This is a genomic window from Kluyvera huaxiensis (assembly GCF_040149365.1).
In the GTDB taxonomy this organism is placed as follows: domain Bacteria; phylum Pseudomonadota; class Gammaproteobacteria; order Enterobacterales; family Enterobacteriaceae; genus Kluyvera; species Kluyvera intermedia_A.
Genome location: NZ_JBEFLV010000016.1, coordinates 57,830 through 82,739, shown reverse-complemented (window position 1 = coordinate 82,739; position 24,910 = coordinate 57,830). Strand labels below are relative to the sequence as shown.

Here is a 24,910-nt window from a genome sequence, read left to right as displayed (position 1 = left end):
TCAGACAACCGAAGATTGCGGCAGGAGCGAGCCGGTGGCTGGCTTGCTGGCGCGTAAGAGGAAAATGGAGATAAAGGTGGTGCAGAACACCAGCGTCCCCATGAACAGATAGGATTCGGCAAAGCCATATTTTTCATAGCTATAGCCTGCGAGCGGCGACAGCACGGTGGCAATCACCGAACTGGTGCAGGCAAACCCCACCAGATACAGCGTGGAAGAGAGCCGCTTATCGAAATGGGCACTGTTGTATTTGAAAATGGAAACCAGCAGCACCGGCAGTTCAACGCCGTGCAGCAGTTTGGTTATCGAAATAAGCACCGGCCCTTCCACCAGCCCGGAGGCCACCATCCGCAGCGCCATCACCATGCCGGCGAAAATCAGCCCATTTTTGGCGCCAATACGATTAACCAGCCACGGCGCACAGAACATACCCGCAGCCTCCAGGAATACCTGGAATGAGTTGAGGTAGCCATACATGGCATTGCCTTCCTGCAGCGTCGGGAACTGAGAAGAGAAGTAGACGGGGAACTGCTGGTCGTAAACACTGTAAATACAGGTACCGACCACGAAAAATACCAATGCCCAAAAGCGCGGCAACACCAGCAGACGCAGTGCGTCTTCCAGCTTCACTTTACCGCCAGACTCTTCGGCGACCTTGCCTGGCTCATCGGTTGCAATGCGTAGGCGTACCATTAACACGAAAAAAACCAGCCCTGAGCAGGTCGCTACCGCGAAGTTAAACTTGGGGTTGATATTGAAGAGCAGGCCAGCAAAAAAGGTCGCGACGGCCCACCCCAGCGATCCCCACATCCGCGCTTTACCAAACTCAAAGTGGGTCTGCCGCGCAACGCGCTCGGTGTACGACTCCAGCACACCGATCCCACCGTTGAAGGTCAAACCGATGTAGATGCCGCCAAAAATACTGCCGAGCAGGATATTTTGTTTGAGCAGATAGCCAAAGAGCAGAAACGCAGGCCCCGAGAGAATCAGTAAAACGGTGATGTACCAGAGCAGATTTTTACGCAGGCCCAGCCGGTCCTGGATGAAGCCGTAACAAATTTGGGCAAATAGCGCTGAAACCGACAACACGGCATAAATAATCCCGGTATCGCCGGGTTTCAGCCCTACCTCCTGATGAAGCCAGATAGACAGCAGCGAGCCGGAAGAGGACCAGGTGACAAAAAAGAAAAACAGCAAAGCACTGAGTATCAGGTAACTGCGGGGTTGATGTTCTTTCATCATGGCAATCTCATCGTGGATTAACCTCGCAATGGTAACGTTAACAAAAAACATAACTCATGCGAATTTGCTGCGATATCCGATGTTAATCACAAAAGTTAACGTTAACATAATAAAAATAAGATCATGATCAACTATTTGATACCATGCCAACGGCATAGAGTGCGCTAGAATAGCGCGCTATCCTTTAACATCAGTGGGTTAGTTATTTAGTGGCAACGGTGGAGTAAAAAAATGGCATCCTTGAAAGATGTGGCAAAGCTGGCGAACGTCTCCCTGATGACGGTTTCCCGCGCCCTGAACAGCCCGGAGCAGCTTAAGCCGGAAACGCTGGCGCGCGTTCAGTCTGCCATTGCCCAAACTAATTACGTCCCCGATCTGTCGGCAAAAAAAATTCGCGGCGCGCACGACACGGCAAAAACCATCGGCGTGCTGGCGTTAGATACGGTGACTACGCCTTTCTCGGTCGAGATTACGCTTTCCATAGAGGAAACGGCGCGGGCCCACGGCTGGAACAGCTTCGTAGTGAACATGTTTTCTGACGATAGCCCGGAAGCGATTGTCGACCTGCTACTGTCCCATCGCCCTGGTGGAATCATTTACACCACCATGGGGCTTCGGCAAGTGCCGGTGCCTGCCAAACTCCTGACTCTGCCGTGCGTTTTGGCAAACTGTGAAAGTCTGCACCATCCGATTGCGAGCTATATCCCGGACGATGAACAAGGGCAGTATGAGGCGGTTACTGGCCTGCTGGCAGCGGGATACTCTCGCCCGCTGTGCCTGCATTTACCACAAAATCATCTGGCGACCATCCGCCGCCGTCGCGGCCTGGAACGCGCCTGTCGGGAAGCAGGCATTAACCCTGATGCACTGACGCATGTCTATATGGAGTATGGTGACGAACACTATCGCGATATTCCCGCCCGTGTTCTGGAGCAGATAGCGCAGGGCAAACCGCTGTTTGACTCGATTATCTGCGGCAACGATCGCATCGCGTTTATGGTTTATCAGACGCTGCTGGCGCAGGGGCTACGGATCCCCGAGGACGTGGCCGTGCTCGGCTACGACAATATGGTGGGAATTGGAAATTTGTTCCTGCCGCCACTCTCGACGGTGCAGCTCCCTCACTATGAGATTGGCCGATTGAGTGCCCTGCACATCATCAATGGCGATACTCACCGGGATACTATTCGCGTTGACAGCCCGTGGCTGCCCGGAGAATCGATATAAAAAAACCGCTTGGTTAAGCGGTTTTTTTGCAATTTTTCAGCGTATTAGAAACGCGTTACTTCTGGATGCAGCTCAGACATAGAGATCAGGTAGGAAACAAAAACGTTTTTGATTGCGGTCAGCATAGTCACACCTTTACCCATATTTATTTTAAGGTCATTTGATGGGCAAATATTAAGCTTATCTGGGAAACTGTGCAATATTTTTGTGATGGAGATCACGAAAAATAGCTGATGGGCCAAAATTCAGATACAAAAAAAGCGCCCTGAGGCGCTTTTTTCGCTTGGCAACTTACTTGCTGCCTGGGATGCTGAAACGCTTGTTGAAGCGGTCAACACGGCCACCGGTAGCAACGTCACGCTGCTTGCCAGTGTAGAACGGGTGGCATTTACCGCACACGTCCAGGTTCAGGTCGTGACCTACGGTAGAGCGGATTTTCATGATGTTACCGCAAGAGCAAGATGCAGTAATTTCTTCGTATTTAGGATGGATATCTTTTTTCATGGGGAAAACCTCGGTTAAGGCCGCGTCGCTCTTCCAGCCCTAACGCCAGACACCACGCGATGTTAATGTAGTATATTTCCTGATGCCAAAATGCATCAAAGGCGGCGAATCATACAGAATTTGACCAGTAGATGCAAACTGATCCGCACTCCTACAATGTGTATACTGTCTCGCCAGATTTCAAGTCAGGAAGAAAACATGCCCGTTGCTCACGTTGCCCTGCCTGTTCCACTGCCCCGTACGTTCGACTACCTGCTGCCTGATAGCCTCAGCGCCAAAGCAGGCTGCCGCGTGCGCGTGCCGTTTGGCAAACACCAGGAGCGCGTGGGTATTGTGGTGGCGGTCAGCGAAAAAAGCGAACTGCCGCGCGATGAGCTGAAAGCTGTTATCGAAGTGCTGGACGATGAACCGGTATTTTCCTCCGCCGTCTGGCGCCTGCTGCTGTGGGCGGCGGATTATTATCATCATCCGATTGGCGACGTGCTGTTCCACGCGCTGCCGATTCTGCTGCGTCAGGGGAAACCTGCCAGCGCCACGCCACAATGGTTCTGGTTTGCCACCGAACAGGGGCAGGCGGTGGATATCAATACCCTGAAACGTTCGCCGAAACAGCAACAAGCGCTGGCGGCGCTGCGCCAGGGGAAAATCTGGCGTCATCAGGTCGCGGAAATGGAGTTCAACGAGAGCGCCATGCAGGCGCTGCGTACAAAAGGGCTCTGCGAACTCGGCAGTCTTGCGCCGGAAACCGTCGACTGGCGGACAACTTACTCGGTGCCGGGCGAACGACTGCGGCTGAACACCGAACAGGCGACGGCAGTGGGTGCTATCCACAGCGCCTCCGATGAATTCTCTGCCTGGCTGCTAGAGGGCATCACCGGTTCGGGCAAAACCGAAGTCTATCTTAGCGTGCTGGAGAACGTGCTGGCACAGGGCAAACAAGCGCTGGTGATGGTGCCGGAAATCGGCCTGACGCCGCAGACCATCGCTCGCTTTCGCGAACGTTTTAACGCGCCGGTGGAAGTACTGCACTCCGGACTTAACGACAGCGAACGCCTTGCTGCTTGGTTAAAAGCCAAAAACGGTGAGGCGGCGATTGTTATCGGCACCCGCTCGTCGCTGTTTACGCCGTTTAAAAATCTCGGCGTCATCGTCATTGATGAAGAGCACGATAGCTCTTATAAGCAACAGGAAGGCTGGCGCTACCATGCACGCGACCTCGCCGTGTGGCGCGCCCACAGTGAACAAATCCCGATTATTCTCGGCTCGGCTACGCCCGCGCTGGAAACATTGCTCAACGCGCGTCAACATAAGTACCGCATGCTGCGTTTAACCCGCCGAGCGGGGAATGCGCGCCCGGCGACCCAGCATGTGCTCGATCTGAAGGGCCAACATCTACAAGCCGGGCTTTCCCCGGCGCTGATTAACCGTATGCGTCAGCACCTGCAGGCCGATAATCAGGTAATCCTATTCCTGAACCGCCGAGGCTTTGCGCCTACGCTCTTGTGCCATGACTGCGGCTGGATTGCTGAATGTCCGCGCTGCGACAGCTACTACACGTTGCACCAGGCGCAGCATCATCTACGCTGCCATCACTGCGACAGCCAGCGCCCTATTCCGCGTCAGTGCCCATCCTGCGGCTCCACGCATATGGTGCCGGTCGGTCTGGGGACGGAGCAGCTTGAACACGCTCTAGCCCCCATGTTCCCTGGCGTACCGCTGTCGCGCATCGACCGCGATACCACCAGTCGAAAAGGAGCGTTAGAGCAGCATCTGGCGGAAGTACATCGCGGCGGTGCACGTATTCTCATTGGCACTCAGATGCTGGCAAAGGGACACCATTTCCCCGACGTCACGCTGGTTGCGCTACTGGACGTTGATGGCGCACTCTTCTCTGCCGATTTCCGCTCAGCGGAACGCTTTGCTCAGCTGTATACCCAGGTCTCTGGCCGTGCCGGACGTGCAGGGAAACAGGGCGAAGTGGTCCTGCAGACCCACCATCCAGACCATCCGCTACTGCAAACGTTGCTATACAAAGGCTATGACGCCTTTGCCGAACAGGCGCTGGCGGAGCGCCAGACCATGCAACTTCCGCCGTACACCAGCCACGTATTGATTCGCGCGGAAGATCACAACAACCAGCAGGCGCCGCTGTTCTTGCAACAGCTACGTAACCTGATTCAGGCAAGCCCGCTCGCGGACGATAAGCTGTGGGTACTTGGCCCGGTTCCCGCCCTGGCTCCAAAGCGCGGCGGCCGTTACCGCTGGCAGATTCTGCTACAACATCCCTCACGTGTACGCTTGCAGCACATTGTTACCGGCACGCTGGCACTCATCAATACGCTCCCGGAATCCCGCAAAGTGAAGTGGGTTCTCGACGTCGACCCTATCGAAGGTTAATGCAGAGTTGAGAGCGGGATCGTGAAATGAAACAATCATCACACTTTTGATGAAAATTCTGTAACAGATCCCCCTAACTATCTGATAAAAGTGTGTCAGATGTCAGGTCACAAAGGATGTGCCTGCGCCAGTGAGTCGAGGAGAAAATCAGGTGAAGGCTAAAAAACCGGTTGTTGCCGCAACCATGAAAGATGTTGCCCTACAAGCGAATGTCTCTACGGCAACCGTATCTCGTGCATTGATGAATCCCGAAAAAGTTTCGCAGGCGACGCGCAACCGCGTTGAGCAGGCGGCGCTGGAGGTAGGTTATCTCCCGCAGTTGCAGGGGCGTAACATGAAGCGCAATGAATCGCGCACCATTCTGGTTATCGTCCCGGATATCTGCGATCCCTTCTTTAGTGAAGTGATCCGGGGGATCGAAGTCACCGCGGCAGCTCAGGGTTATCTGGTACTGATTGGCGACTGCGCGCATCAGAATCAGCAAGAAAAAACCTTCATTGATTTAATCATCACCAAGCAGATTGATGGCATGCTGCTGCTGGGTTCTCGTCTCCCATTTGACGCCAGCATCGAAGAGCAGCGCAATCTGCCGCCGATGGTCATGGCCAACGAATTTGCTCCCGAGCTGGGGCTGCCCACGGTACATATCGACAACCTCACCGCTTCATTCGATGCCGTAAACTATCTGCATGAACTGGGACATCAGCGCATCGGCTGTATCGCCGGCCCCGAGGAGATGCCGCTGTGCCACTATCGCCTGCAGGGATACGTTCAGGCGCTGCGCCGCTGCGGTATTACCGTCGACCCTCACTACATCGCTCGCGGCAACTTCACCTTTGAAGCCGGAGCCACGGCGCTGGAACAGCTGCTCGCCTTACCGCAGCCACCAACTGCCGTCTTCTGCCACAGCGATATCATGGCACTGGGCGCACTCTCCTATGCAAAACGCCGGGGGCTAAAAGTCCCTGACGATCTGTCCATTATCGGATTCGATAACATTTCGCTGGCGGAGTTTTGCGACCCACCGCTGACCACCGTTTCCCAGCCACGTTTTGATATCGGCCGGGAAGCGATGTTGCTGCTGTTGAACCAAATGAGCGGGCAGGTTGTTGATAGCGGTTCGCGTCTTCTGGATTGCGAACTGATTATTCGCGGCAGTACAAGCAAAATATGATACAAAGCCGGGCGCTTTAGGACTTGCTCGTCTGGTCAAAGCCCCGCCGCTTAAGTAACATGTCGGGCTAACTAACGGAAAAAGACAGCGAAACGATAGTGGCACAACGAGACTATGTACGCCGCAGCCAGCAGGCACCTTCGCGGCGAAAGAACGGCGCTTCACGGAATACACGGAAAAAGCAGAGTAATTTTCCGGCGGTCTCTCCTGCCATGGTGGCGATTGCGGCGGCGGTAGTGGTCGCTTTTATCGGCGGTTTATACTTCATCACGCATCACAAAAAAGAAGAGTCCGAATCGCTACAGAACCGCCAGATCGCGGGGAATGGGCTGCCACCGAAACCGGAAGAACGCTGGCGTTACATTAAAGAGCTGGAAAGCCGCCAGCCGGGCGCCCGTGCGCCAACCGAACCGTCTGCTGGCGGGGAAGTTATCAACCCAAATCAGCTCACCGACGAACAGCGTCAGCTATTGGCACAAATGCAGGCAGATATGCGCCAGCAGCCTACACAACTGACCGAAGTACCGTGGAACGAGCAAACGGCTGCCCAGCGTCAGCAGACGCTACAGCGCCAACGCCTGGCGCAGCAGCAGGTTCAGCAACAGCAGTGGACGCAAACGCAGCCGGTGCAACAGCCGCAAACACGTGCTCCTCAGCCGGTTCAGCAACCGCGTCAAACGCAAACTCAGCAGCCGCCAAAATCTACGGCTGCAAACTCGGCGTATCAGGATCTGCTGCAAACGCCTGCGCACACCGCAGCCACACAGCCTAAAACGCAGGCCGCTGCGCCGGTTGTGCGTGAAACCACGCCGCCAAAAGCGACCGAGAAAAAAGATGAGCGCCGTTGGATGGTGCAGTGCGGTTCATTTAAAGGTGCTGAACAGGCAGAAACCGTCCGTGCACAGCTGGCCTTTGAAGGCTTTGACTCCAAAATCACCACCAATAACGGCTGGAATCGTGTGGTTATCGGCCCGGTCAAAGGCAAGGATAACGCCGATAGCACCATTGCTCGCCTGAAGATGGCGGGTCACGCAAACTGCATTAGGCTCGCTTCAGGGGGTTGAAACCCCCGAAATCCCCCCCATCTATAATTACATTCTGCCCCGTACACGGTACGGGGCCTCTATTTCCGTATTTGCAACAAAGGGGTCTGCTCGTGACAACAATAGTAAGTGTTCGCCGTAACGGCCACGTTGTAATTGCCGGTGATGGCCAGGCCACGCTGGGCAATACCGTCATGAAGGGCAACGTGAAAAAAGTTCGTCGTCTGTATAACGACAAAGTAATCGCCGGGTTTGCGGGCGGTACTGCGGACGCCTTCACGCTGTTCGAACTGTTCGAACGTAAACTGGAAATGCACCAGGGGCACCTGGTTAAAGCCGCCGTTGAGCTGGCTAAAGACTGGCGTACCGACCGTATGCTGCGCAAGCTGGAAGCCCTGCTGGCGGTCGCGGATGAAACCGCCTCGCTCATCATCACCGGTAACGGTGACGTCGTGCAGCCGGAAAATGACCTGATTGCTATCGGTTCTGGCGGCCCGTACGCCCAGGCCGCAGCCCGTGCTCTGCTGGAAAACACCGAGCTTAGCGCGCGTGAAATTGCTGAAAAAGCGTTGAATATTGCAGGTGATATCTGCATTTATACCAACCATTTCCACACCATCGAAGAATTACCGTCTAAGGCGTAAGGATCTCCCATGTCTGAAATGACCCCACGCGAAATTGTCAGCGAACTGAACAAACACATCATCGGTCAGGACGCGGCCAAGCGCTCCGTTGCTATCGCCTTACGTAACCGCTGGCGCCGTATGCAGCTTGATGAAGAGCTGCGCCACGAAGTAACGCCGAAAAACATTCTGATGATCGGCCCAACCGGCGTCGGTAAAACCGAAATCGCCCGTCGTCTGGCCAAGCTTGCCAACGCACCGTTCATCAAAGTTGAAGCCACCAAGTTCACCGAAGTGGGCTATGTGGGTAAAGAAGTCGACTCCATCATTCGCGATCTGACCGATTCGGCGATCAAAATGGTGCGTGTACACTCCATCGAGAAAAATCGCTATCGCGCCGAAGAGATGGCCGAAGAGCGTATTCTCGACGTGCTGATCCCACCGGCTAAAAACAACTGGGGCCAGTCTGAACAGCCGTCTGAACCTTCTGCTGCGCGTCAGGCATTCCGCAAAAAACTGCGCGAAGGCCAGTTGGACGACAAAGAGATTGAGATCGATCTAGCTGCCGCTCCGATGGGCGTAGAAATCATGTCGCCTCCAGGAATGGAAGAGATGACCAGCCAGCTGCAGTCCATGTTCCAGAACCTGGGCGGTCAGAAGCAGAAACCTCGCAAGCTGAAAATCAAAGATGCGATGAAACTGCTGGTTGAAGAAGAAGCGGCGAAGCTGGTGAATCCAGAAGAGCTCAAGCAAGACGCTATCGAGGCGGTTGAGCAGCACGGTATCGTGTTCATCGATGAGATCGATAAAATCTGTAAGCGTGGTGAATCTTCCGGCCCTGACGTCTCTCGTGAAGGCGTACAGCGTGACCTGCTGCCGCTGGTTGAAGGCTGCACCGTTTCCACTAAGCACGGTATGGTTAAAACCGACCACATCCTGTTTATCGCTTCTGGCGCATTCCAGGTGGCAAAACCGTCTGACCTGATCCCAGAACTTCAGGGCCGTTTGCCAATTCGCGTTGAACTGCAGGCGCTGACCACCAGCGACTTCGAGCGTATCCTGACCGAGCCAAACGCGTCCATTACCGTGCAGTACAAAGCGCTGATGGCAACCGAAGGGGTGAATATCGAATTCACCGAGTCCGGTATCAAGCGTATCGCCGAAGCAGCCTGGCAGGTTAACGAAACCACCGAGAACATCGGTGCTCGTCGTCTGCATACCGTTCTGGAGCGTTTGATGGAAGATATCTCCTATGACGCCAGCGACCTGAACGGCCAAAGCATCACAATTGATGCGGAATACGTGAGCAAACATCTGGATGCATTAGTCGCAGATGAAGATCTGAGCCGTTTTATCCTATAATCGCGGACACTGCATTTTCATCTTTAAATTGATGGGGCTGAAAAGCCCCATTTTTATTGGCTGATAACTAATGACAAATACACCTGTAAGCCGCACTCAGGCCTGGCTGGAAAGTCTGCGCCCGAAAACATTACCTCTGGCCTGTGCCGCGATAATCGTAGGCACCGCCCTCGCCTGGTGGCAGGGACACTTTGATCCCGCCGTTGCCGTGCTGTCGTTGATTACCGCCAGCCTGCTGCAAATCCTCTCTAACCTCGCCAATGACTACGGCGATGCGGTGAAAGGCAGCGATAAACCGGATCGCATCGGCCCATTGCGCGGGATGCAAAAAGGGGTGATTACCCAGGAGCAGATGAAACGGGCGCTGATGATTACCGTTGCGCTTATCTGCCTCTTTGGCCTGGCTTTGCTGTTTACGGCCTATCAGACGCTGGGCGACTTTATCGGCTTTCTGGTGCTGGGGCTGCTGGCGATTATCGCAGCCATTACCTACACCGTCGGTACCCGCCCTTACGGCTACATTGGCCTGGGCGATGTGTCGGTGCTGATTTTCTTCGGTTGGCTGAGCGTGATTGGCAGCTGGTATTTACAGGCGCACAGTCTGAGCAGCGCAATTATCCTGCCCGCTACCGCCTGCGGCCTGCTGGCAACGGCGGTGCTCAATATCAACAATCTGCGCGATATCGACAGCGACCGTGAGAACGGTAAAAACACGCTGGCCGTTCGCTTGGGGCCGATTAATGCCCGCCGGTATCACGTTTGTCTGCTGATGGGGACACTGGTCTGTCTGGCGTTGTTTAACCTTTTCACCCTGCACAGTCCGTGGGGCTGGCTGTTCGTGCTGGCAGCGCCACTGCTGGTGAAACAGGCGCGCTACGTGATGCGCGAACTCTCGCCGCAGGCGATGCCGCCGATGCTCGAGCGGACGGTAAAAGGTGCGCTATTAACTAACCTGCTGTTCGTCATCGGAATCGTGCTGAGCAAGACGTTGGCTTAACTGACAAATATCAATTAACAATTGATGATTTTGCCAACAATGCATAGAGCGCGATATACTAAAATCACTCGCAGCAACTGAGCGTTAATCCTATGAAATACGATACTTCCGAGCTTTGCGACATCTACCAGGAAGATGTCAACGTCGTGGAACCCCTGTTCTCCAACTTTGGCGGACGGTTGTCGTTTGGTGGACAAATTATCACCGTAAAATGTTTCGAGGATAACGGGTTGCTGTACGATCTGCTCGAACAGAACGGCCGGGGCCGCATTCTGCTGGTCGACGGCGGCGGTTCTGTCCGTCGCGCACTGATTGATGCCGACCTAGCCCGCCTGGCCACGCAAAACGAGTGGGAAGGCATTGTGGTTTACGGCGCAGTCCGTCAGGTCGATGATTTAGAAGAGTTGGATATCGGCATCCAGGCGATTGCCGCGATTCCGGTAGGCTCCGCAGGCGAAGGTATTGGCGAAAGCGACGTCCGCGTCAATTTCGGCGGCGTGACCTTCTTCTCCGGCGACCATCTCTATGCCGATAACACCGGTATTATCCTGTCGGAAGATCCGCTGGATATCGAGTAAGTTCGGCATAAAAAAGCCTTCTCAATGAGAAGGCTTTTTTTTCGTCCGTACGTTGCCCGTTACCGGGCAAACGGCGAATTAGTACAGCATCTTAGCGCATTCCAGCCAGTCACCCTTGAATGGGCGCTTCATGCTTTCGATAGCGTCGATGATGTCATGGTGAACCAGTTTTTCGTTCTGGATACCCACGCAACGACCGCCAAAGCCTTGCTGCAGCAGTTCAATCGCGTACGCGCCCATGCGGGACGCCAGGATACGGTCGTAAGGAACCGGGGAGCCGCCGCGCTGAATGTGGCCCAGAACGGTAGCACGTGTCTCACGGCCGGTTTCAGTTTCGATAAACTGCGCCAGCTCGTCGATATCGCACATGTGCTCGGTAATCGCCACAATCGCGTGTTTCTTACCTTTCGCAATACCGGCTTTGATTTCAGCAACCAGATCGTCACGTTTGAATTCAACTTCCGGAACCACGATAAATTCGCAGCCGCCCGCAATTGCCGCCGCCAGAGTCAGGTCGCCGCAGTAGCGGCCCATCACTTCAACAACGGAAATACGCTGGTGGGAAGAAGAGGTGTCACGCAGACGGTCAATCGCTTCAACGACGGTGCTCAGCGCAGTGAAGAAACCGATGGTGTAGTCAGTACCTTTGATGTCGTTATCAATGGTGCCTGGCAGACCGATGCATGGGAAGCCCATTTCAGTCAGGCGCACAGCACCCATATAAGAACCATCACCGCCGATAACAACCAGCGCATCAATCCCGCGTTTTTTCAGGTTTTCGATAGCCACTGCACGAATATTTTCGTCGCGGAATTCCGGGAAGCGAGCGGAGCCCAGGAATGTGCCGCCACGGTTAATCATGTCGGACACGCTGTAGCGGTCGAGCGGAACCATACGGTCTTCGTACAGGCCGAGGTAACCGTCATAGACACCCATGACTTCTATACCTTCCGTCAACGCTGCGCGCACAACACCGCGAATGGCGGCGTTCATACCCGGCGCATCACCGCCACTTGTCAACACACCGATTTTCTTAATCATGACTACCTCTGAACTTAGGAATGCTAAAAATTAATTCTTCTGCCCGAAGCGCTCCCATCAATCTCGAGGGAGAGAACGACTCTATCTAGAGATAGTATATCAAGCGCTTCTTGCTGAATTGATTCAGGTCAGGCTAAACGGCGGTTATTTATACAAATAATGCCAATGTAGCTCACGTTTTGTACAACCACTGCGAAAGTTCAAATTCCTCTGCTGCCCTGTGGGACAACAGAGCAGGGATCCTGATGAATAATCACATCGGATCCGGGGAAACGATGCAAAATCGCCTGCTCTACCTGGTCGGCAACGTAATGCGCCTGAACCAGAGGCAGGTCATCTTCCATTTCCAGATGGATCTGAATAAAGCGGGTCGGCCCTGACTGCCGCGTTCGGAGATCGTGAGCACCGCTCACGCCAGGCCAGGCGGTAACGATGTCGAAAATTTCCTGTCGTTCTTCATCGGGTAGAGCACGATCCAGTAACGACTGAACCGCTTCGTATCCCATGCGTAACGCGCTATATAGAATATAGATGCCAATTCCTAATGCAAACAGCGCATCTGCACGATGCCAGCCGTACCAGGAGAGGCCGAGTGCGATAAGAATCGCACCGTTCATCATAACATCAGACTGATAATGAAGCATATCTGCGCGTACAGCCTGACTTTGTGTTCTTCTCACCACCCAGCGCTGAAACGTTACCAGAATTAAGGTACTGATAAGCGCAATCACCGTGACGATGACGCCAATGCCCGGCTGACTCATCGGCGTTGGACGCGCCAGATGCTGAAAACCGGTTAAAAACAGAAACAGCGCCGACCCTGAAATAAACATACTTTGCGCCAGCGCCGCCAGCGACTCCGCTTTTCCGTGGCCAAAAGTATGCTCTTCATCTGCCGGTTGCAGCGAATAGCGCACCACCAGCAGGTTGGTCAGCGAGGCGGCAATATCCACCAGCGAATCCACCAGGGCCGCTAAAATACTTACCGACCCGGTGTACCACCACGCAAAAATTTTAATCACCAGCAACAGCGACGCCATCACCGTTGCCGCTATCGCCGCGCGACTGACCAGTCGGCCATAAGTTTGATTCATAAACGCTCCCGCCTTCAGATCTGCGTATTATAGCGGAATGTATGGGGGGTGCGCGGTGACGAATTTAAGACAAAAAAAACCCCCACATCATGTGGGGGAAGACAGGGATGGTGTCTATGGCAAGGAAAAACAGGGTTGTTACTGGTTGCTACGGGTATTGCTACTAAACAGGGTCTTACTCGAACCTTGTTGCATCCGTGCAACATCACGCAGCTGCTCCATGCGCTGCTGGTGCTTCTCGTTTAAAGCCGCTTGCTGCTCAGGTGTAAGCAAGCGATACATCTGGTTGCGAACCTTCGCCAGTTCAACCTGGCGGTCCACCTGCTCCTCAGCCATTTTTTCGGCTTGAGTTCGCACAGCGGCTTCATCAAATTTTTCTGCGGTGACAAGGCGATGCATTGTCTCCATTTCGCTAACATTAACGGGTGGACGTTCGTGTCGTGCCCGGTGCATCAGATCGCGCATTTGTTGGCGCTGATGTTCGGTTAAACTAATACCGTCGAACATATGGCCCTGGCCACTACTTAGCGGGTTAGCTTCCGCCGGGTGCCAGTTAACGCTGGTGACGACTTCATCTGCCTGGCTTAGTGCACTGAATGCCAGCGTTGAGGCCATGACGGCAGCGATAACATTGCGCATCACATGCTCCCAAAAACTATTGTGTCGCGAATCAACGAGAGACAGTTTACGATTCAGGCTGCAAACATGCGTCAGGGGGTGTAAAACAACGTAAAGTCATGGATTAGCAAGCCCTGATGACGTAATTTCTGCCTCGGAGGGATTAAAATATGAATAAAATTTTGTTAGTTGATGATGACCGGGAATTGACTTCGCTGCTCAAGGAACTCCTTGATATGGAAGGCTTTAACGTTCTTGTCGCCCACGACGGCGAACAAGCGTTAGCGCTGATTGATGACAGCATCGACCTACTTTTACTCGACGTGATGATGCCGAAAAAGAACGGTATCGACACGCTTAAAGAATTGCGACAGACACACCAGACACCCGTCATTATGTTGACCGCACGCGGAAGCGAGCTGGATCGCGTTCTGGGCCTCGAACTGGGCGCAGATGACTATTTGCCTAAGCCATTTAACGATCGCGAGCTGGTCGCGCGTATTCGCGCTATTTTGCGCCGTTCACACTGGAGCGAACAGCAGCAAAATAGCGATACCAGTTCGCCAACCGTCGAAGTGGATTCCCTGAGCCTGAACCCAGGCCGCCAGGAAGCCAGCTTTGATGGCCAGACGCTGGAGTTGACCGGTACCGAATTTACCCTGCTTTATCTGCTCGCACAGCACCTGGGCCAGGTGGTTTCTCGCGAACACTTAAGTCAGGAAGTGCTAGGTAAACGCTTAACACCGTTCGACCGCGCCATTGATATGCACATTTCCAACCTGCGCCGGAAGCTGCCGGAGCGTAAAGACGGTCATCCATGGTTTAAAACCCTGCGTGGTCGTGGCTACCTGATGGTCTCCGCTTCATGATTGGAAGTTTAACCGCACGCATCTTCGCCATCTTCTGGCTCACGCTAGCGCTGGTGTTGATGCTGGTTTTAATGTTGCCAAAACTTGATTCACGCCAGATGACGGAGCTGCTGGATAGCGAGCAGCGCCAGGGTCTGATGATCGAGCAGCACGTTGAAGAAGAGCTGGCGAACGATCCCCCCAATGATTTGATGTGGTGGCGTCGGCTGTTCCGCGCAATTGATAAATGGGCCCCGCCGGGCCAGCGTCTGCTGCTGGTCACCAGTGAAGGCCGCGTGATCGGCGCTGAACGCAACGAGATGCAGATTATCCGTAACTTTATCGGCCAATCTGACAATTCCGATCATCCGCAGAAGAAAAAATACGGCCGCGTAGAGTTGGTCGGGCCATTTTCTATCCGCGACGGTGAAGATAACTACCAGTTATACCTGATTCGCCCAGCCAGCAGCTCGCAGTCCGATTTTATCAACCTGTTGTTCGACAGGCCGCTGTTATTGCTGATTGTCACGATGCTGGTCAGCGCGCCGCTATTGCTATGGCTGGCGTGGAGTCTGGCGAAACCGGCGCGTAAGCTGAAAAACGCCGCCGATGAAGTGGCCCAGGGCAACCTGCGTCAGCATCCGGAGCTGGAAGCCGGGCCGCAGGAGTTTTTAGCGGCGGGCGCGAGCTTTAACCAGATGGTGATGGCGCTGGAGCAAATGATGACCGCACAGCAGCGTCTGCTCTCCGATATCTCTCACGAGCTGCGTACACCGCTGACGCGCCTGCAGTTGGGCACCGCCCTGCTGCGTCGCCGTAGTGGTGAAAGCAAGGAGCTGGAGCGTATCGAGACGGAAGCACAGCGCCTCGACAGCATGATTAATGACATGCTGGTCATGTCGCGCAATCAGCAGAAGAATGCGCTACTGAGCGAGACGCTAAAAGCCAATCAGCTGTGGGGCGAAGTGCTGGACAACGCCGCGTTTGAAGCGGAGCAGATGGGTAAATCATTTAGCGTCGATTATCCACCAGGGCCATGGCCGCTGTACGGCAACCCGAATGCGCTGGAAAGCGCGCTGGAGAACATCGTCCGCAATGCGCTGCGTTATTCGCATACCAAAATTGCGGTGAGCTTCTCGGTCGATAAAGACGGTATCACCGTCCATGTCGATGATGACGGCCCAGGCGTTAGCCCGGACGACAGAGAGCAGATTTTCCGTCCGTTCTACCGTACCGATGAGGCACGCGACCGCGAGTCTGGCGGCACAGGGCTTGGCCTGGCAATTGTTGAAAGCGCCATTCAGCAGCACCGTGGTTGGGTCAAAGCCGACGACAGCCCGCTGGGTGGTTTGCGATTAACGCTCTGGCTACCGCTGTATAAGCGAACCTAAAAACAATATCGGCCTGCTTGCGCAGGCCGATTTTTTTAGCGTTGTCTTCAGCCGGAATAAGCGCTGAGCTATCCCCGACTATTTACCCCACAATCTTCGGGAATTATCTTCAATCTTGCCGCTTAAGCGGCGCTTTTGCATCGTTCTGCTCCAGCTCACCGACAGCCCGGCGGCAGCCAGCAGCCGATGGTACTGCTCGTCATCAAACGGCATAGACCAGGCGATAACGCCCGCCTCATGCACCGACACATCGCTCAGCCGCGATACCAGTTCCAGAGGTGCATCGCTGGATACCTTACCCGCTGCAATCACCCGATACAGCCAGCCCGTTTTGCCGCTGTTTTGCATTACCGAGGCCATGTCGCTGATGGCAAAGTGATAATTGAGCTTAAAGCACGGAGAGCGCGGCTGAGTGACCTGGATTAACGTTTCACCCCAGCGATAAATATCGCCGATAAACACGTTGTGTTCGGTCATACCTTCCGTCGACAAGTTTTCCCCAAATGCCGGGGCGTAAAATAAAGAGGCCTGTTCAGGGAAGTCTCGTGCCCATTCGGCGTAATGCTCGCGAGGATAGTGGCATAAGGCGCGGTCAGGGCCGCCGTGAATTTTTTTTTCCGCCTGTTCATCGCCCAGCAGTCCTAAATCGGTGAGCTCCAGCTCGCCGTCTATCTGCACTTTAGCGATAGCACTTGGGCGGCTACCGTCGTAATCGCGGATTTTGCCAATGAACACGTCAACCGGATAATGCATCTGCTGCTCCTTACGCGGATACAAAAAAAGCGAGTCATCAGACTCGCTTCTACAGACCGGCAATGCAAATTATTTTTTAGCTGCGAAACGTGCCGCGGCTTCATCCCAGTTCACCACGTTCCAGAACTCTTTGATGTAGTCCGGACGACGGTTCTGGAATTTCAGGTAGTAAGCGTGTTCCCACACATCCAGGCCCACAATTGGGAAACCGGACGCGCCAGAAACAGCTTCACCCATCAGCGGGGAATCCTGGTTCGCGGTAGAAACCACAGCCAGTTTGTCGCCTTTCAGCACCAGCCACGCCCAGCCAGAGCCGAAACGGGTCGCCGCTGCTTTTTCGAATTCAGCTTTGAAGTTATCAACGGAACCGAAGTCACGCTCGATAGCTGCCAGCAGATCGCCCTGCAGGGTGGTGCCTTTTTTCAGGCCTTTCCAGAAGAAGCTGTGGTTAGCATGGCCACCTGCGTTGTTACGCAGAACGGTTTTCTTATCAGCCGGCAGTTGATCCAGTTTCGCGATCAGTTCTTCCGCAGACAGGGAAGCGAACTCCGGCAGGCTCTCCAGCGCTGCGTTAGCGTTGTTGACGTAAGCCTGGTGGTGCTTGCTGTGATGGATTTCCATCGTCTGTTTGTCGAAGTGCGGTTCCAGGGCATCGTACGCATAAGGCAGTGATGGCAGGGTATAGCTCATAATCATCTCCATTATTGTCGGGCGGCAAACCTGTAAACGCCGCGTAATCAGTTGGTTCATTATAGTTAATTAAATGATATTGAAAATGATTATCAATGCCGTAGTTTTTATAAGGATATAACCGCGAGTTATGGTTAGCATTTTGTGAGGAAGAACAGCCTATTGCACCGTTCACTGCCAGTATTTACTCATGAATGGCAACGACCGAAAGGTCAAAAAATTGACTAATTTTTACACTCATCACGTTGGACGACGATTCGTACGATAAAAAACGGATGAGGATAAAAGTAATGAACCATGCAATTACGATGGGTATTTTTTGGCATTTGATAGGTGCAGCCAGTGCAGCCTGTTTCTATGCCCCGTTCAAGAAAGTTCAGCGTTGGTCATGGGAAACCATGTGGTCTATCGGCGGGATTGTCTCCTGGATTCTGCTTCCCTGGACAATCAGTGCCTTACTGCTTCCCGATTTTTGGGCTTACTACCACTCTTTTAGCGCTTCAACGCTCCTGCCGGTGTTCTTATTCGGCGCCATGTGGGGGATTGGTAACATCAACTATGGCCTGACCATGCGCTATCTCGGCATGTCGATGGGGATAGGCATCGCGATCGGTATTACGCTGATTGTCGGTACGCTACTCACCCCCATTATTAACGGCCAGTTTGGCGTACTCATCCACACGAAAGGCGGCCAGATGACGCTGCTTGGCGTGATGGTTGCCGTCATCGGCGTAGGCATTGTGACTCGGGCCGGTCAGCTTAAAGAACGCAATATGGGGATCAAAGCGGAAGAGTTTAATCTCAAGAAAGGGCTGGTGCTGGCCGTCATGTGCGGCATCTTCTCTGCCGGGATGTCCTTTGCGATGAGTGCCGCAAAACCGATGCATGAGGCTGCGGCCGCATTAGGCGTTGACCCCCTGTATGTCGCCTTACCTAGCTACGTGGTGATCATGGGCGGTGGCGCGCTGGTCAATCTCGGGTACTGCTTTGTTCGTCTGGTAAAAGTCAAAAACTTGTCGATTAAAGCAGACTTCTCGCTGGCAAAACCGCTTATCGTCAGCAATATCCTGTTGTCCGCCCTGGGCGGATTAATGTGGTATCTCCAGTTCTTCTTCTACGCCTGGGGCCACGCCAGCATTCCCGCACAGTATGACTACATGAGCTGGATGCTGCACATGAGCTTCTACGTGCTTTGCGGTGGGATAGTCGGTCTGGTCTTGAAAGAGTGGAAAAACGCGGGCAGCCGTCCGGTCAGCGTGTTGAGCCTGGGCTGTGTGGTGATTATCATCGCCGCCAACATTGTTGGCTTAGGTATGGCAAGTTAAGTCACTTAGGCGGCAACGCGACTGCGCTGCCGCCACTGCCCCGGCGTAACGCCAATCTCCCGGTTAAACACCACGGAAAAATAGTTACTGTCTTCAAATCCGCACAGCATCGCCACTTCACTAATGAGCATTTCGGTGTGTTGCAGCAAGTACTGCGCATGGCAAATCCGCAGCTGACGTAAATAGTGGTTCACCGTCATCCCCGTTTGGCTTCGGAACTGCTGGCGCAGCGTACGCTCACTGCACCCCTGCTGCTCACAGAAAATATCCAGCGCAAACGGCCGATTAAGGCTGCCGGCCAGCACCGTCAGTAGCTTATCCAGCAGCGCTTCGCTCTGCGTCGCCGCCTGGTTATCCGTCGCGTAACGATAACGTTTAAGGCAGACCACCAGTTGAGCAAATAGCAGCTCGGACATCTCGTTGGCTAACGCATCGTCTTTACGACTCTCCTGTTCCAACTGGGCCATTATCTGCCGCGCCTGGGTCATACCGGTGCTACCGATACGCCAGTGCGGTGCCCAATGTGAGCCGTGCAGCCCTGGAATATGCGAAACCCAGTCAACGTTAAGCTTTAAGCGCTCGGGGCAGTAGATAATATTCTGTAAAACCAGATCGTTAACCGAGGCGTAGGAGTGCTTATCTTCGGCACGGATGTAGAAGAGATCGCCGCGAGTGATGCGATAGGGGCGATCGTTCAGGATGTGTAGCCCGTTGCCTCGCCAGACCATCACCAGCTCGCAGAAATCATGGGTGTGTTCGGCAAACACGTTCTGCGGGTAACGGTCGGCCACCGCGACGGCCTGCGTCGGGCTGGCGAAAAAGTCGGATTTTCGAAGAATTAACTGGCCTGACACGCGGGCACCTCACGGCTAACAACTTTTTATTATTAGCCGTTTTGCGGTAAAAAACGGTGATTACCTTCGCGTTACTGAAGCATCGTATCGCGCCCCTGGCGGATATCGCGCGGCGACCAGTTAAATTCCCGGCGGAACAGCGTCGAGAAATGGTTGCTGTCACCAAAACCGCAACGATAGGCAATATCGGTGACGCTTTCATCGCTATGGCGCAGCAGATGACGCGCTTTAATCAGGCGCAGACGGTTGAGATAGCGCTGTGGCGTGAGGCCTGTACAGTGCTTCAACTGCCGGTGCAGCGTGCGTAAAGAGAGCGAAAAATCATCCGCCAGCCCTTCCCAACATACCTCTTGCGCAAAATTCTCTTCCAGCCAGGCCATCAGCTGGTTAAGGCGGGCATCATTATCCTCGGTCCCTTGTTCCTGACTGCCTTTTCGTAGCACGACCAGCAGTTGCATAAACAGAATCTCACGGTTAGCCAGCGACATCATATCGGTGCCGTCCTCCACCGCTTCCATCTGGCTGACGATAGACCTGACTTGCTGCAACGTACTCTGGTTCACGCGCCAATGAGAAGGATAGTGGCCGTCCTGCTCCTGCGGCAGCAATTTGTTCAGACCTGACAAAAACTGGAAAGCATCCGGCGCACGGTACAGCACGTTGGTCAGACACAAATTATCGGTGTGTTCATAGAGGTGTCGGTCGAAGTCACGGACAAAGCAAACCGTGCCTCCGCAAATGGTATGAGGCTGACCATTGAACACATGAATACCTGACCCATGTTCAACAATAACAATCTCATTGAAATCATGATGATGTTCGGGAAAGGCGGCCTGCGGAAGTCGTGGTTCGATAGCAACGGGCAATTGACCTGATGAGAAGAAATCCACGCTGTGTAGTACGGTCATAACGACTCCCGACAGATGAGAAATATTATCAGGATAGTAATAGTCGGTGAGCGATCTGACCTTGACGTTTTGACACTAAAGCGCGCAAACCCGGTCGTTTTTTCAAGAAACAGCCGGAAAGATCGGGAAATGAGGTCGCCATCACACCGCCCCCAAATGGCCTCATCACAGGAATTTGTGAACTCCCTCACGTTCATCTTTGCTTTCTTGCCAGCGCCCTATTTCGCCTGTCAGTGGCGAGAAGGTTGTGTCATTGCCCTTTTTCTAGACTGGGCGGTAATGACTCATAGAAGGACTCTTACCATGACTTTTCGCCATTGCGTGGCCGTCGATTTAGGCGCCTCAAGCGGACGTGTAATGCTGGCGCGTTTCGATGCCGCACAACGTTCGTTGTCACTGCGCGAAATCCACCGTTTCGTGAACAACCTGCACAAACAGGACGGTTTTGAGACCTGGGATATCGACGGCCTGGAAGCCGAGATCCGCATCGGGCTCAATAAAGTGTGCGATGAAGGCATTCTTATCGACAGTATCGGTATTGATACCTGGGGCGTGGACTATGTGCTGCTGGGCAAAGATGGCCAACGAGTTGGCCTGCCGGTGGCGTATCGCGACAGCCGCACCGACGGCGTGATGGCTATCGCCATGGACCAGCTGGGCAAAAGCAACATCTACCGCCGCAGCGGCATTCAGTTTCTCCCCTTTAATACGCTATATCAGCTGCGCGCGCTGGTTGAACAGCAGCCGGAGCTGGTGTCGCAAGCCGCTCATGCGCTGCTGATCCCGGATTACTTCGGCTATCGTCTGACCGGAAAAATGAACTGGGAATACACCAATGCCACCACCACACAGCTTATCAATATCGACAGCGATAACTGGGATGAAGACCTGCTGAACTGGACCGGTGCGCCGGCATCATGGTTTGGTACGCCAACCCATCCTGGCAACGTAGTTGGTCACTGGATTTGCCCGCAGGGCAATCAAATTCCGCTTGTTGCCGTCGCCAGCCACGATACCGCTAGCGCCGTGATTGCATCGCCATTGGTGAGTGCCGACGCCGCCTATCTCTCTTCAGGTACCTGGTCGCTAATGGGCTTTGAAAGTAAACAGCCCTACACCAGCGAGCAGGCGCAGCGCGCAAATATCACCAACGAAGGCGGCGCAGAAGGCCGTTATCGAGTGCTGAAAAACATCATGGGGCTGTGGCTGTTACAGCGCGTACTGAAAGAGCAAAACATCCGCAACCTGGCGGAGTTGATTGCCGAAACGGCGGCGCTGCCAACCTGTCGCAGCCTGATTACTCCGAACGATGACCGCTTTATCAACCCGGAAAATATGAGCGCCGAAATTCAGGCTGCCTGCCGCGAAACCGCACAGCCGGTTCCATCGACCGCGGCTGAACTCGCGCGCTGCATTTTCGACAGCCTCGCGCTGCTCTACGCCGACGTATTAAACGAACTGGCACAGCTGCGCGGTAAGCCGTTTAGCCAACTGCACATTGTCGGCGGTGGTTGTCAGAACCAGCTACTCAACCAACTGTGTGCCGATGCCTGCGGTATCACCGTGGTGGCGGGCCCAATTGAAGCCTCCACCCTCGGCAATATCGGCATCCAGTTAATGACGCTGGACGAGCTGTCCAACGTCGACGATTTCCGCAAGGTCGTGACCGGCAACTACGGTCTCACGACCTTTACCCCTAATCCAGACCATGAAATTGCCCGTTACGTTGCGCAGTTTCAGCAACAACGACAGACTAAGGAGCTTTGCGCATGACCACTCAACTTGACCAAGCCTGGGAACTCGCGAAACAACGCTATGCCGCCGTCGGTATCGACGTCGAAGAAGCCTTACGCCAGCTCGACCGCTTACCGGTATCTATGCACTGCTGGCAGGGTGATGACGTAGCGGGTTTTGAAAACCCAGAAGGTAATTTAACGGGTGGGATTCAGGCGACCGGTAATTATCCGGGCAAAGCGCGTAATGCCACCGAACTGCGTGCCGATCTGGAACAAGCATTGAGTCTGATCCCAGGGCCAAAACGCCTGAACCTGCATGCTATCTATCTGGAATCTGATACCCCGGTTGCGCGCGACAAAATCAAACCAGAACATTTCAAAAACTGGGTTGAGTGGGCGAAAGAACACAAGCTGGGTCTCGATTTTAACCCGTCATGCTTCTCGCACCCGCTGAGCTCTGATGGCTTTACCTTGTCCCACGCTGACCCGAAAATCCGTCAATTCTGGATCGATCACTGCAAAGCCAGCCGCCGCGTGTCCGCTTATTTTGGCGAGCAACTGGGTACGCCATCGGTGATGAATATCTGGATCCCGGATGGTATGAAAGACGTAACCGTTGACCGCCTGGCACCACGCCAGCGTCTGGCCGCCGCGCTGGATGAAGTCATCAGCGAAAAACTCGACCCGGCGCACCACATTGATGCTGTAGAAAGCAAACTGTTCGGTATTGGCGCTGAGAGCTACACCGTCGGCTCCAACGAATTCTATATGGGTTATGCCACCAGCCGTCAGACCGCACTGTGCCTGGATGCCGGTCACTTCCATCCGACTGAAGTGATCTCCGACAAAATCTCTGCCGCCATGCTGTACGTCCCTCATCTGCTGCTGCACGTGAGCCGCCCGGTACGCTGGGACAGCGACCACGTGGTGCTGCTGGACGACGAAACCCAGGCTATCGCCAGCGAAATCATCCGCCACGACCTGTTCGACCGCGTCCACATTGGCCTCGATTTCTTCGACGCCTCAATCAACCGTATCGCAGCATGGGTCATTGGCACTCGCAACATGAAGAAAGCCCTGCTGCGCGCGCTGCTGGAACCTACCGCCGAACTACGTCAGTTGGAAGCGTCCGGCGACTACACCGCACGTCTGGCGCTGCTGGAAGAGCAAAAATGCCTGCCGTGGCAAGCGGTGTGGGAAATGTATTGCCAGCGCAACGACACCCCTGCTGGCAGCCAGTGGCTGGAAAGCGTTCGTGGCTACGAGAAAGAGGTTCTGAGCAAGCGCGGGTGAGTGACCCTCACCCCGGCCCTCTCCCTGCAAGGGAGAGGGAGAAAACCGAACAGTTCCCTATCCCCTTTGAGGAGAGGGAGAAAACCGGACAGCGCCCTCACACAATGGGGTAAACCGCAGCACCGAACGGTTCCCTCTCCCTTGTAGGGAGAGGGTTAGGGTGAGGGGAAAACCCGCACCAATACAACAGTCATTGCAGGCCCGATAAGCGCAGCGCCATCGGACATTAAAGTCACAGGACAACCATACTATGCACAACATTACCGATTCCTGGTTCGTTCAGGGCATGATCAAAGCCACCTCCGACGCCTGGTTAAAAGGCTGGGACGAGCGTAACGGCGGCAACCTGACCCTGCGTCTGGACGAAGCCGACATCGCGCCATTCACCGCAGATTTCCACGCCAAGCCACGCTATATCGCCCTGAGCCAGCCAATGCCAATGCTGGCAAACACACCGTTTATCGTCACCGGCTCCGGTAAATTCTTCCGTAACGTCCAGATCGACCCTGCCGCCAACCTTGGCGTGGTGAAGGTCGATAGCGACGGTGCGGGCTACCATATTCTGTGGGGGCTGACTCACGAAGCGGTACCGACGTCCGAGCTGCCTGCGCACTTCCTGTCACACTGTGAACGTATCAAGCTGACCGGCGGTAAAGACCGCGTGATCATGCACTGCCACGCCACCAACCTGATCGCCTTGACCTACGTACTGGAAAACGACAGCGCGCTGATTACCCGAAAACTGTGGGAAGGCAGCACCGAGTGTCTGGTGGTCTTCCCGGACGGCGTAGGAATTCTGCCGTGGATGGTGCCGGGCACCGATGAAATCGGCCAGGCAACCGCAGTATCCATGCAGCAGCACTCCCTGGTGCTGTGGCCGTTCCACGGCGTCTTTGGCAGCGGCCCGACGCTCGATGAAACCTTTGGCCTGATTGATACCGCCGAGAAATCCGCCGAAGTCCTTGTAAAGGTGTACTCAATGGGCGGCATGAAGCAAACCATCACCCAGCAAGAACTGATAGCCCTCGGCCAGCGCTTTGGCGTCACCCCGATGGCCAGCGCATTAAATCTGTACAAGTAAGGGCGTCGCATAGCTCCTGCGGGCAACGTTCCGCAGGGGAAAATTCTGTTACCTGCAAACCAGCTAACTCAAAACCGTGGAGTTCAAGCCACCCCACCGGATGAGGGAGGGCAGGATTTCACAAATAGGTA

General features: G+C 54.4%; 23 protein-coding genes. 14 read left to right on the top strand and 9 right to left on the bottom strand.

From position 1 onward, the window contains the following. Entirely contained in the window at positions 1–1,242 is a 1,242-nt protein-coding gene (locus ABOC97_RS16575) for an MFS transporter (RefSeq protein WP_349599816.1), read from the bottom strand. A gap of 231 nt (positions 1,243–1,473) precedes the next feature. Here ABOC97_RS16575 and ABOC97_RS16570 point away from each other — a divergent pair, with 231 nt between their 5' ends. Further along, positions 1,474–2,469, top strand: a complete 996-nt coding sequence (locus ABOC97_RS16570) for a LacI family DNA-binding transcriptional regulator (RefSeq protein ID WP_349599813.1) — start codon at positions 1,474–1,476, stop codon at positions 2,467–2,469. A 291-nt stretch (positions 2,470–2,760) separates the two neighbouring features. On the opposite strand, the gene rpmE is transcribed toward ABOC97_RS16570, so the two are convergent. Further along, on the bottom strand, positions 2,761–2,973 hold the full coding sequence (gene rpmE, locus ABOC97_RS16565; RefSeq protein ID WP_234507856.1) for a 50S ribosomal protein L31: 213 nt from the start codon (positions 2,971–2,973) through the stop codon (positions 2,761–2,763). A gap of 198 nt (positions 2,974–3,171) precedes the next feature. Between rpmE and priA the strand changes: the two genes are divergently transcribed. The 7 genes from priA (at position 3,172) to rraA (ending at position 11,147) form a co-directional block, all read left to right on the top strand. After that, entirely contained in the window at positions 3,172–5,370 is a 2,199-nt protein-coding gene (gene priA, locus ABOC97_RS16560) for a primosomal protein N' (protein WP_349599810.1), read from the top strand. Positions 5,371–5,521: 151 nt separating this feature from the next. Continuing rightward, positions 5,522–6,544 (top strand): DNA-binding transcriptional regulator CytR, encoded by a 1,023-nt coding sequence (gene cytR, locus ABOC97_RS16555; protein WP_234507859.1) that lies wholly within the window; start codon positions 5,522–5,524, stop codon positions 6,542–6,544. 98 nt (positions 6,545–6,642) lie between these two features. Further along, positions 6,643–7,608: a cell division protein FtsN gene (gene ftsN, locus ABOC97_RS16550; RefSeq protein ID WP_349599807.1), complete on the top strand. Its 966-nt coding sequence runs from the start codon at positions 6,643–6,645 to the stop codon at positions 7,606–7,608. A gap of 92 nt (positions 7,609–7,700) precedes the next feature. Beyond that, the gene (gene hslV / locus ABOC97_RS16545; protein ID WP_052284220.1) at positions 7,701–8,231 is read left to right on the top strand and encodes an ATP-dependent protease subunit HslV; all 531 of its coding nucleotides are present in this window, start codon (positions 7,701–7,703) and stop codon (positions 8,229–8,231) included. Positions 8,232–8,240: 9 nt separating this feature from the next. Further along, a complete protein-coding gene (gene hslU, locus ABOC97_RS16540; RefSeq protein WP_234507862.1) occupies positions 8,241–9,572 on the top strand; it encodes an HslU--HslV peptidase ATPase subunit in 1,332 nt (443 codons plus the stop codon). 70 nt (positions 9,573–9,642) lie between these two features. Beyond that, on the top strand, positions 9,643–10,569 hold the full coding sequence (gene menA / locus ABOC97_RS16535; RefSeq protein WP_349599803.1) for a 1,4-dihydroxy-2-naphthoate polyprenyltransferase: 927 nt from the start codon (positions 9,643–9,645) through the stop codon (positions 10,567–10,569). Positions 10,570–10,661: 92 nt separating this feature from the next. Next, positions 10,662–11,147: a ribonuclease E activity regulator RraA gene (gene rraA / locus ABOC97_RS16530; protein WP_052284217.1), complete on the top strand. Its 486-nt coding sequence runs from the start codon at positions 10,662–10,664 to the stop codon at positions 11,145–11,147. Between the two features lie 78 nt (positions 11,148–11,225). Here the strand turns inward: rraA and pfkA are convergent, their stop codons facing one another. From pfkA to cpxP, 3 genes are all read right to left on the bottom strand, one after another. Then, on the bottom strand, positions 11,226–12,188 hold the full coding sequence (gene pfkA / locus ABOC97_RS16525; RefSeq protein WP_234507866.1) for a 6-phosphofructokinase: 963 nt from the start codon (positions 12,186–12,188) through the stop codon (positions 11,226–11,228). 200 nt (positions 12,189–12,388) lie between these two features. Beyond that, positions 12,389–13,282 (bottom strand): CDF family cation-efflux transporter FieF, encoded by an 894-nt coding sequence (gene fieF / locus ABOC97_RS16520; RefSeq protein WP_349599799.1) that lies wholly within the window; start codon positions 13,280–13,282, stop codon positions 12,389–12,391. Between the two features lie 138 nt (positions 13,283–13,420). Continuing rightward, positions 13,421–13,921, bottom strand: a complete 501-nt coding sequence (gene cpxP / locus ABOC97_RS16515; protein ID WP_349599796.1) for a cell-envelope stress modulator CpxP — start codon at positions 13,919–13,921, stop codon at positions 13,421–13,423. A gap of 149 nt (positions 13,922–14,070) precedes the next feature. Between cpxP and cpxR the strand changes: the two genes are divergently transcribed. Further along, positions 14,071–14,769 (top strand): envelope stress response regulator transcription factor CpxR, encoded by a 699-nt coding sequence (gene cpxR, locus ABOC97_RS16510; protein ID WP_052284213.1) that lies wholly within the window; start codon positions 14,071–14,073, stop codon positions 14,767–14,769. Beyond that, complete coding sequence (cpxA, locus tag ABOC97_RS16505) at positions 14,766–16,139, top strand: envelope stress sensor histidine kinase CpxA (protein WP_052284212.1); 1,374 nt, start codon at positions 14,766–14,768, stop codon at positions 16,137–16,139. Before cpxR ends, cpxA begins: the two co-directional genes overlap by 4 nt. Positions 16,140–16,217: 78 nt before the next feature. Here cpxA and yiiM read toward each other — a convergent pair whose 3' ends face one another. Both yiiM and sodA read right to left on the bottom strand, forming a co-directional pair. After that, positions 16,218–16,955, bottom strand: a complete 738-nt coding sequence (yiiM, locus tag ABOC97_RS16500) for a 6-hydroxyaminopurine reductase (RefSeq protein WP_349599792.1) — start codon at positions 16,953–16,955, stop codon at positions 16,218–16,220. A 6-nt stretch (positions 16,956–16,961) separates the two neighbouring features. Further along, positions 16,962–17,582, bottom strand: coding sequence for a superoxide dismutase [Mn] (gene sodA, locus ABOC97_RS16495; protein ID WP_234507873.1), 621 nt, complete (start codon positions 17,580–17,582; stop codon positions 16,962–16,964). A gap of 290 nt (positions 17,583–17,872) precedes the next feature. Here sodA and rhaT point away from each other — a divergent pair, with 290 nt between their 5' ends. Further along, complete coding sequence (gene rhaT / locus ABOC97_RS16490; protein ID WP_349599788.1) at positions 17,873–18,907, top strand: L-rhamnose/proton symporter RhaT; 1,035 nt, start codon at positions 17,873–17,875, stop codon at positions 18,905–18,907. Between the two features lie 5 nt (positions 18,908–18,912). Here the strand turns inward: rhaT and rhaR are convergent, their stop codons facing one another. Both rhaR and rhaS read right to left on the bottom strand, forming a co-directional pair. Beyond that, positions 18,913–19,761, bottom strand: a complete 849-nt coding sequence (gene rhaR / locus ABOC97_RS16485; RefSeq protein ID WP_349599785.1) for an HTH-type transcriptional activator RhaR — start codon at positions 19,759–19,761, stop codon at positions 18,913–18,915. Positions 19,762–19,832: 71 nt separating this feature from the next. Next, positions 19,833–20,669 carry an HTH-type transcriptional activator RhaS gene (rhaS, locus tag ABOC97_RS16480; RefSeq protein ID WP_349599783.1) on the bottom strand — a complete coding sequence of 279 codons (837 nt, stop codon included), beginning with the start codon at positions 20,667–20,669 and terminating at the stop codon, positions 19,833–19,835. A 303-nt stretch (positions 20,670–20,972) separates the two neighbouring features. Between rhaS and rhaB the strand changes: the two genes are divergently transcribed. From rhaB to rhaD, 3 genes are all read left to right on the top strand, one after another. Beyond that, positions 20,973–22,442: a rhamnulokinase gene (gene rhaB, locus ABOC97_RS16475; protein ID WP_349599780.1), complete on the top strand. Its 1,470-nt coding sequence runs from the start codon at positions 20,973–20,975 to the stop codon at positions 22,440–22,442. Further along, the gene (rhaA, locus tag ABOC97_RS16470) at positions 22,439–23,698 is read left to right on the top strand and encodes an L-rhamnose isomerase (protein WP_349599777.1); all 1,260 of its coding nucleotides are present in this window, start codon (positions 22,439–22,441) and stop codon (positions 23,696–23,698) included. The genes rhaB and rhaA overlap by 4 nt, the downstream gene beginning before the upstream one ends. A 250-nt stretch (positions 23,699–23,948) precedes the next feature. After that, positions 23,949–24,779, top strand: coding sequence for a rhamnulose-1-phosphate aldolase (gene rhaD, locus ABOC97_RS16465; protein ID WP_349599775.1), 831 nt, complete (start codon positions 23,949–23,951; stop codon positions 24,777–24,779). Positions 24,780–24,910: the final 131 nt, after the last annotated feature.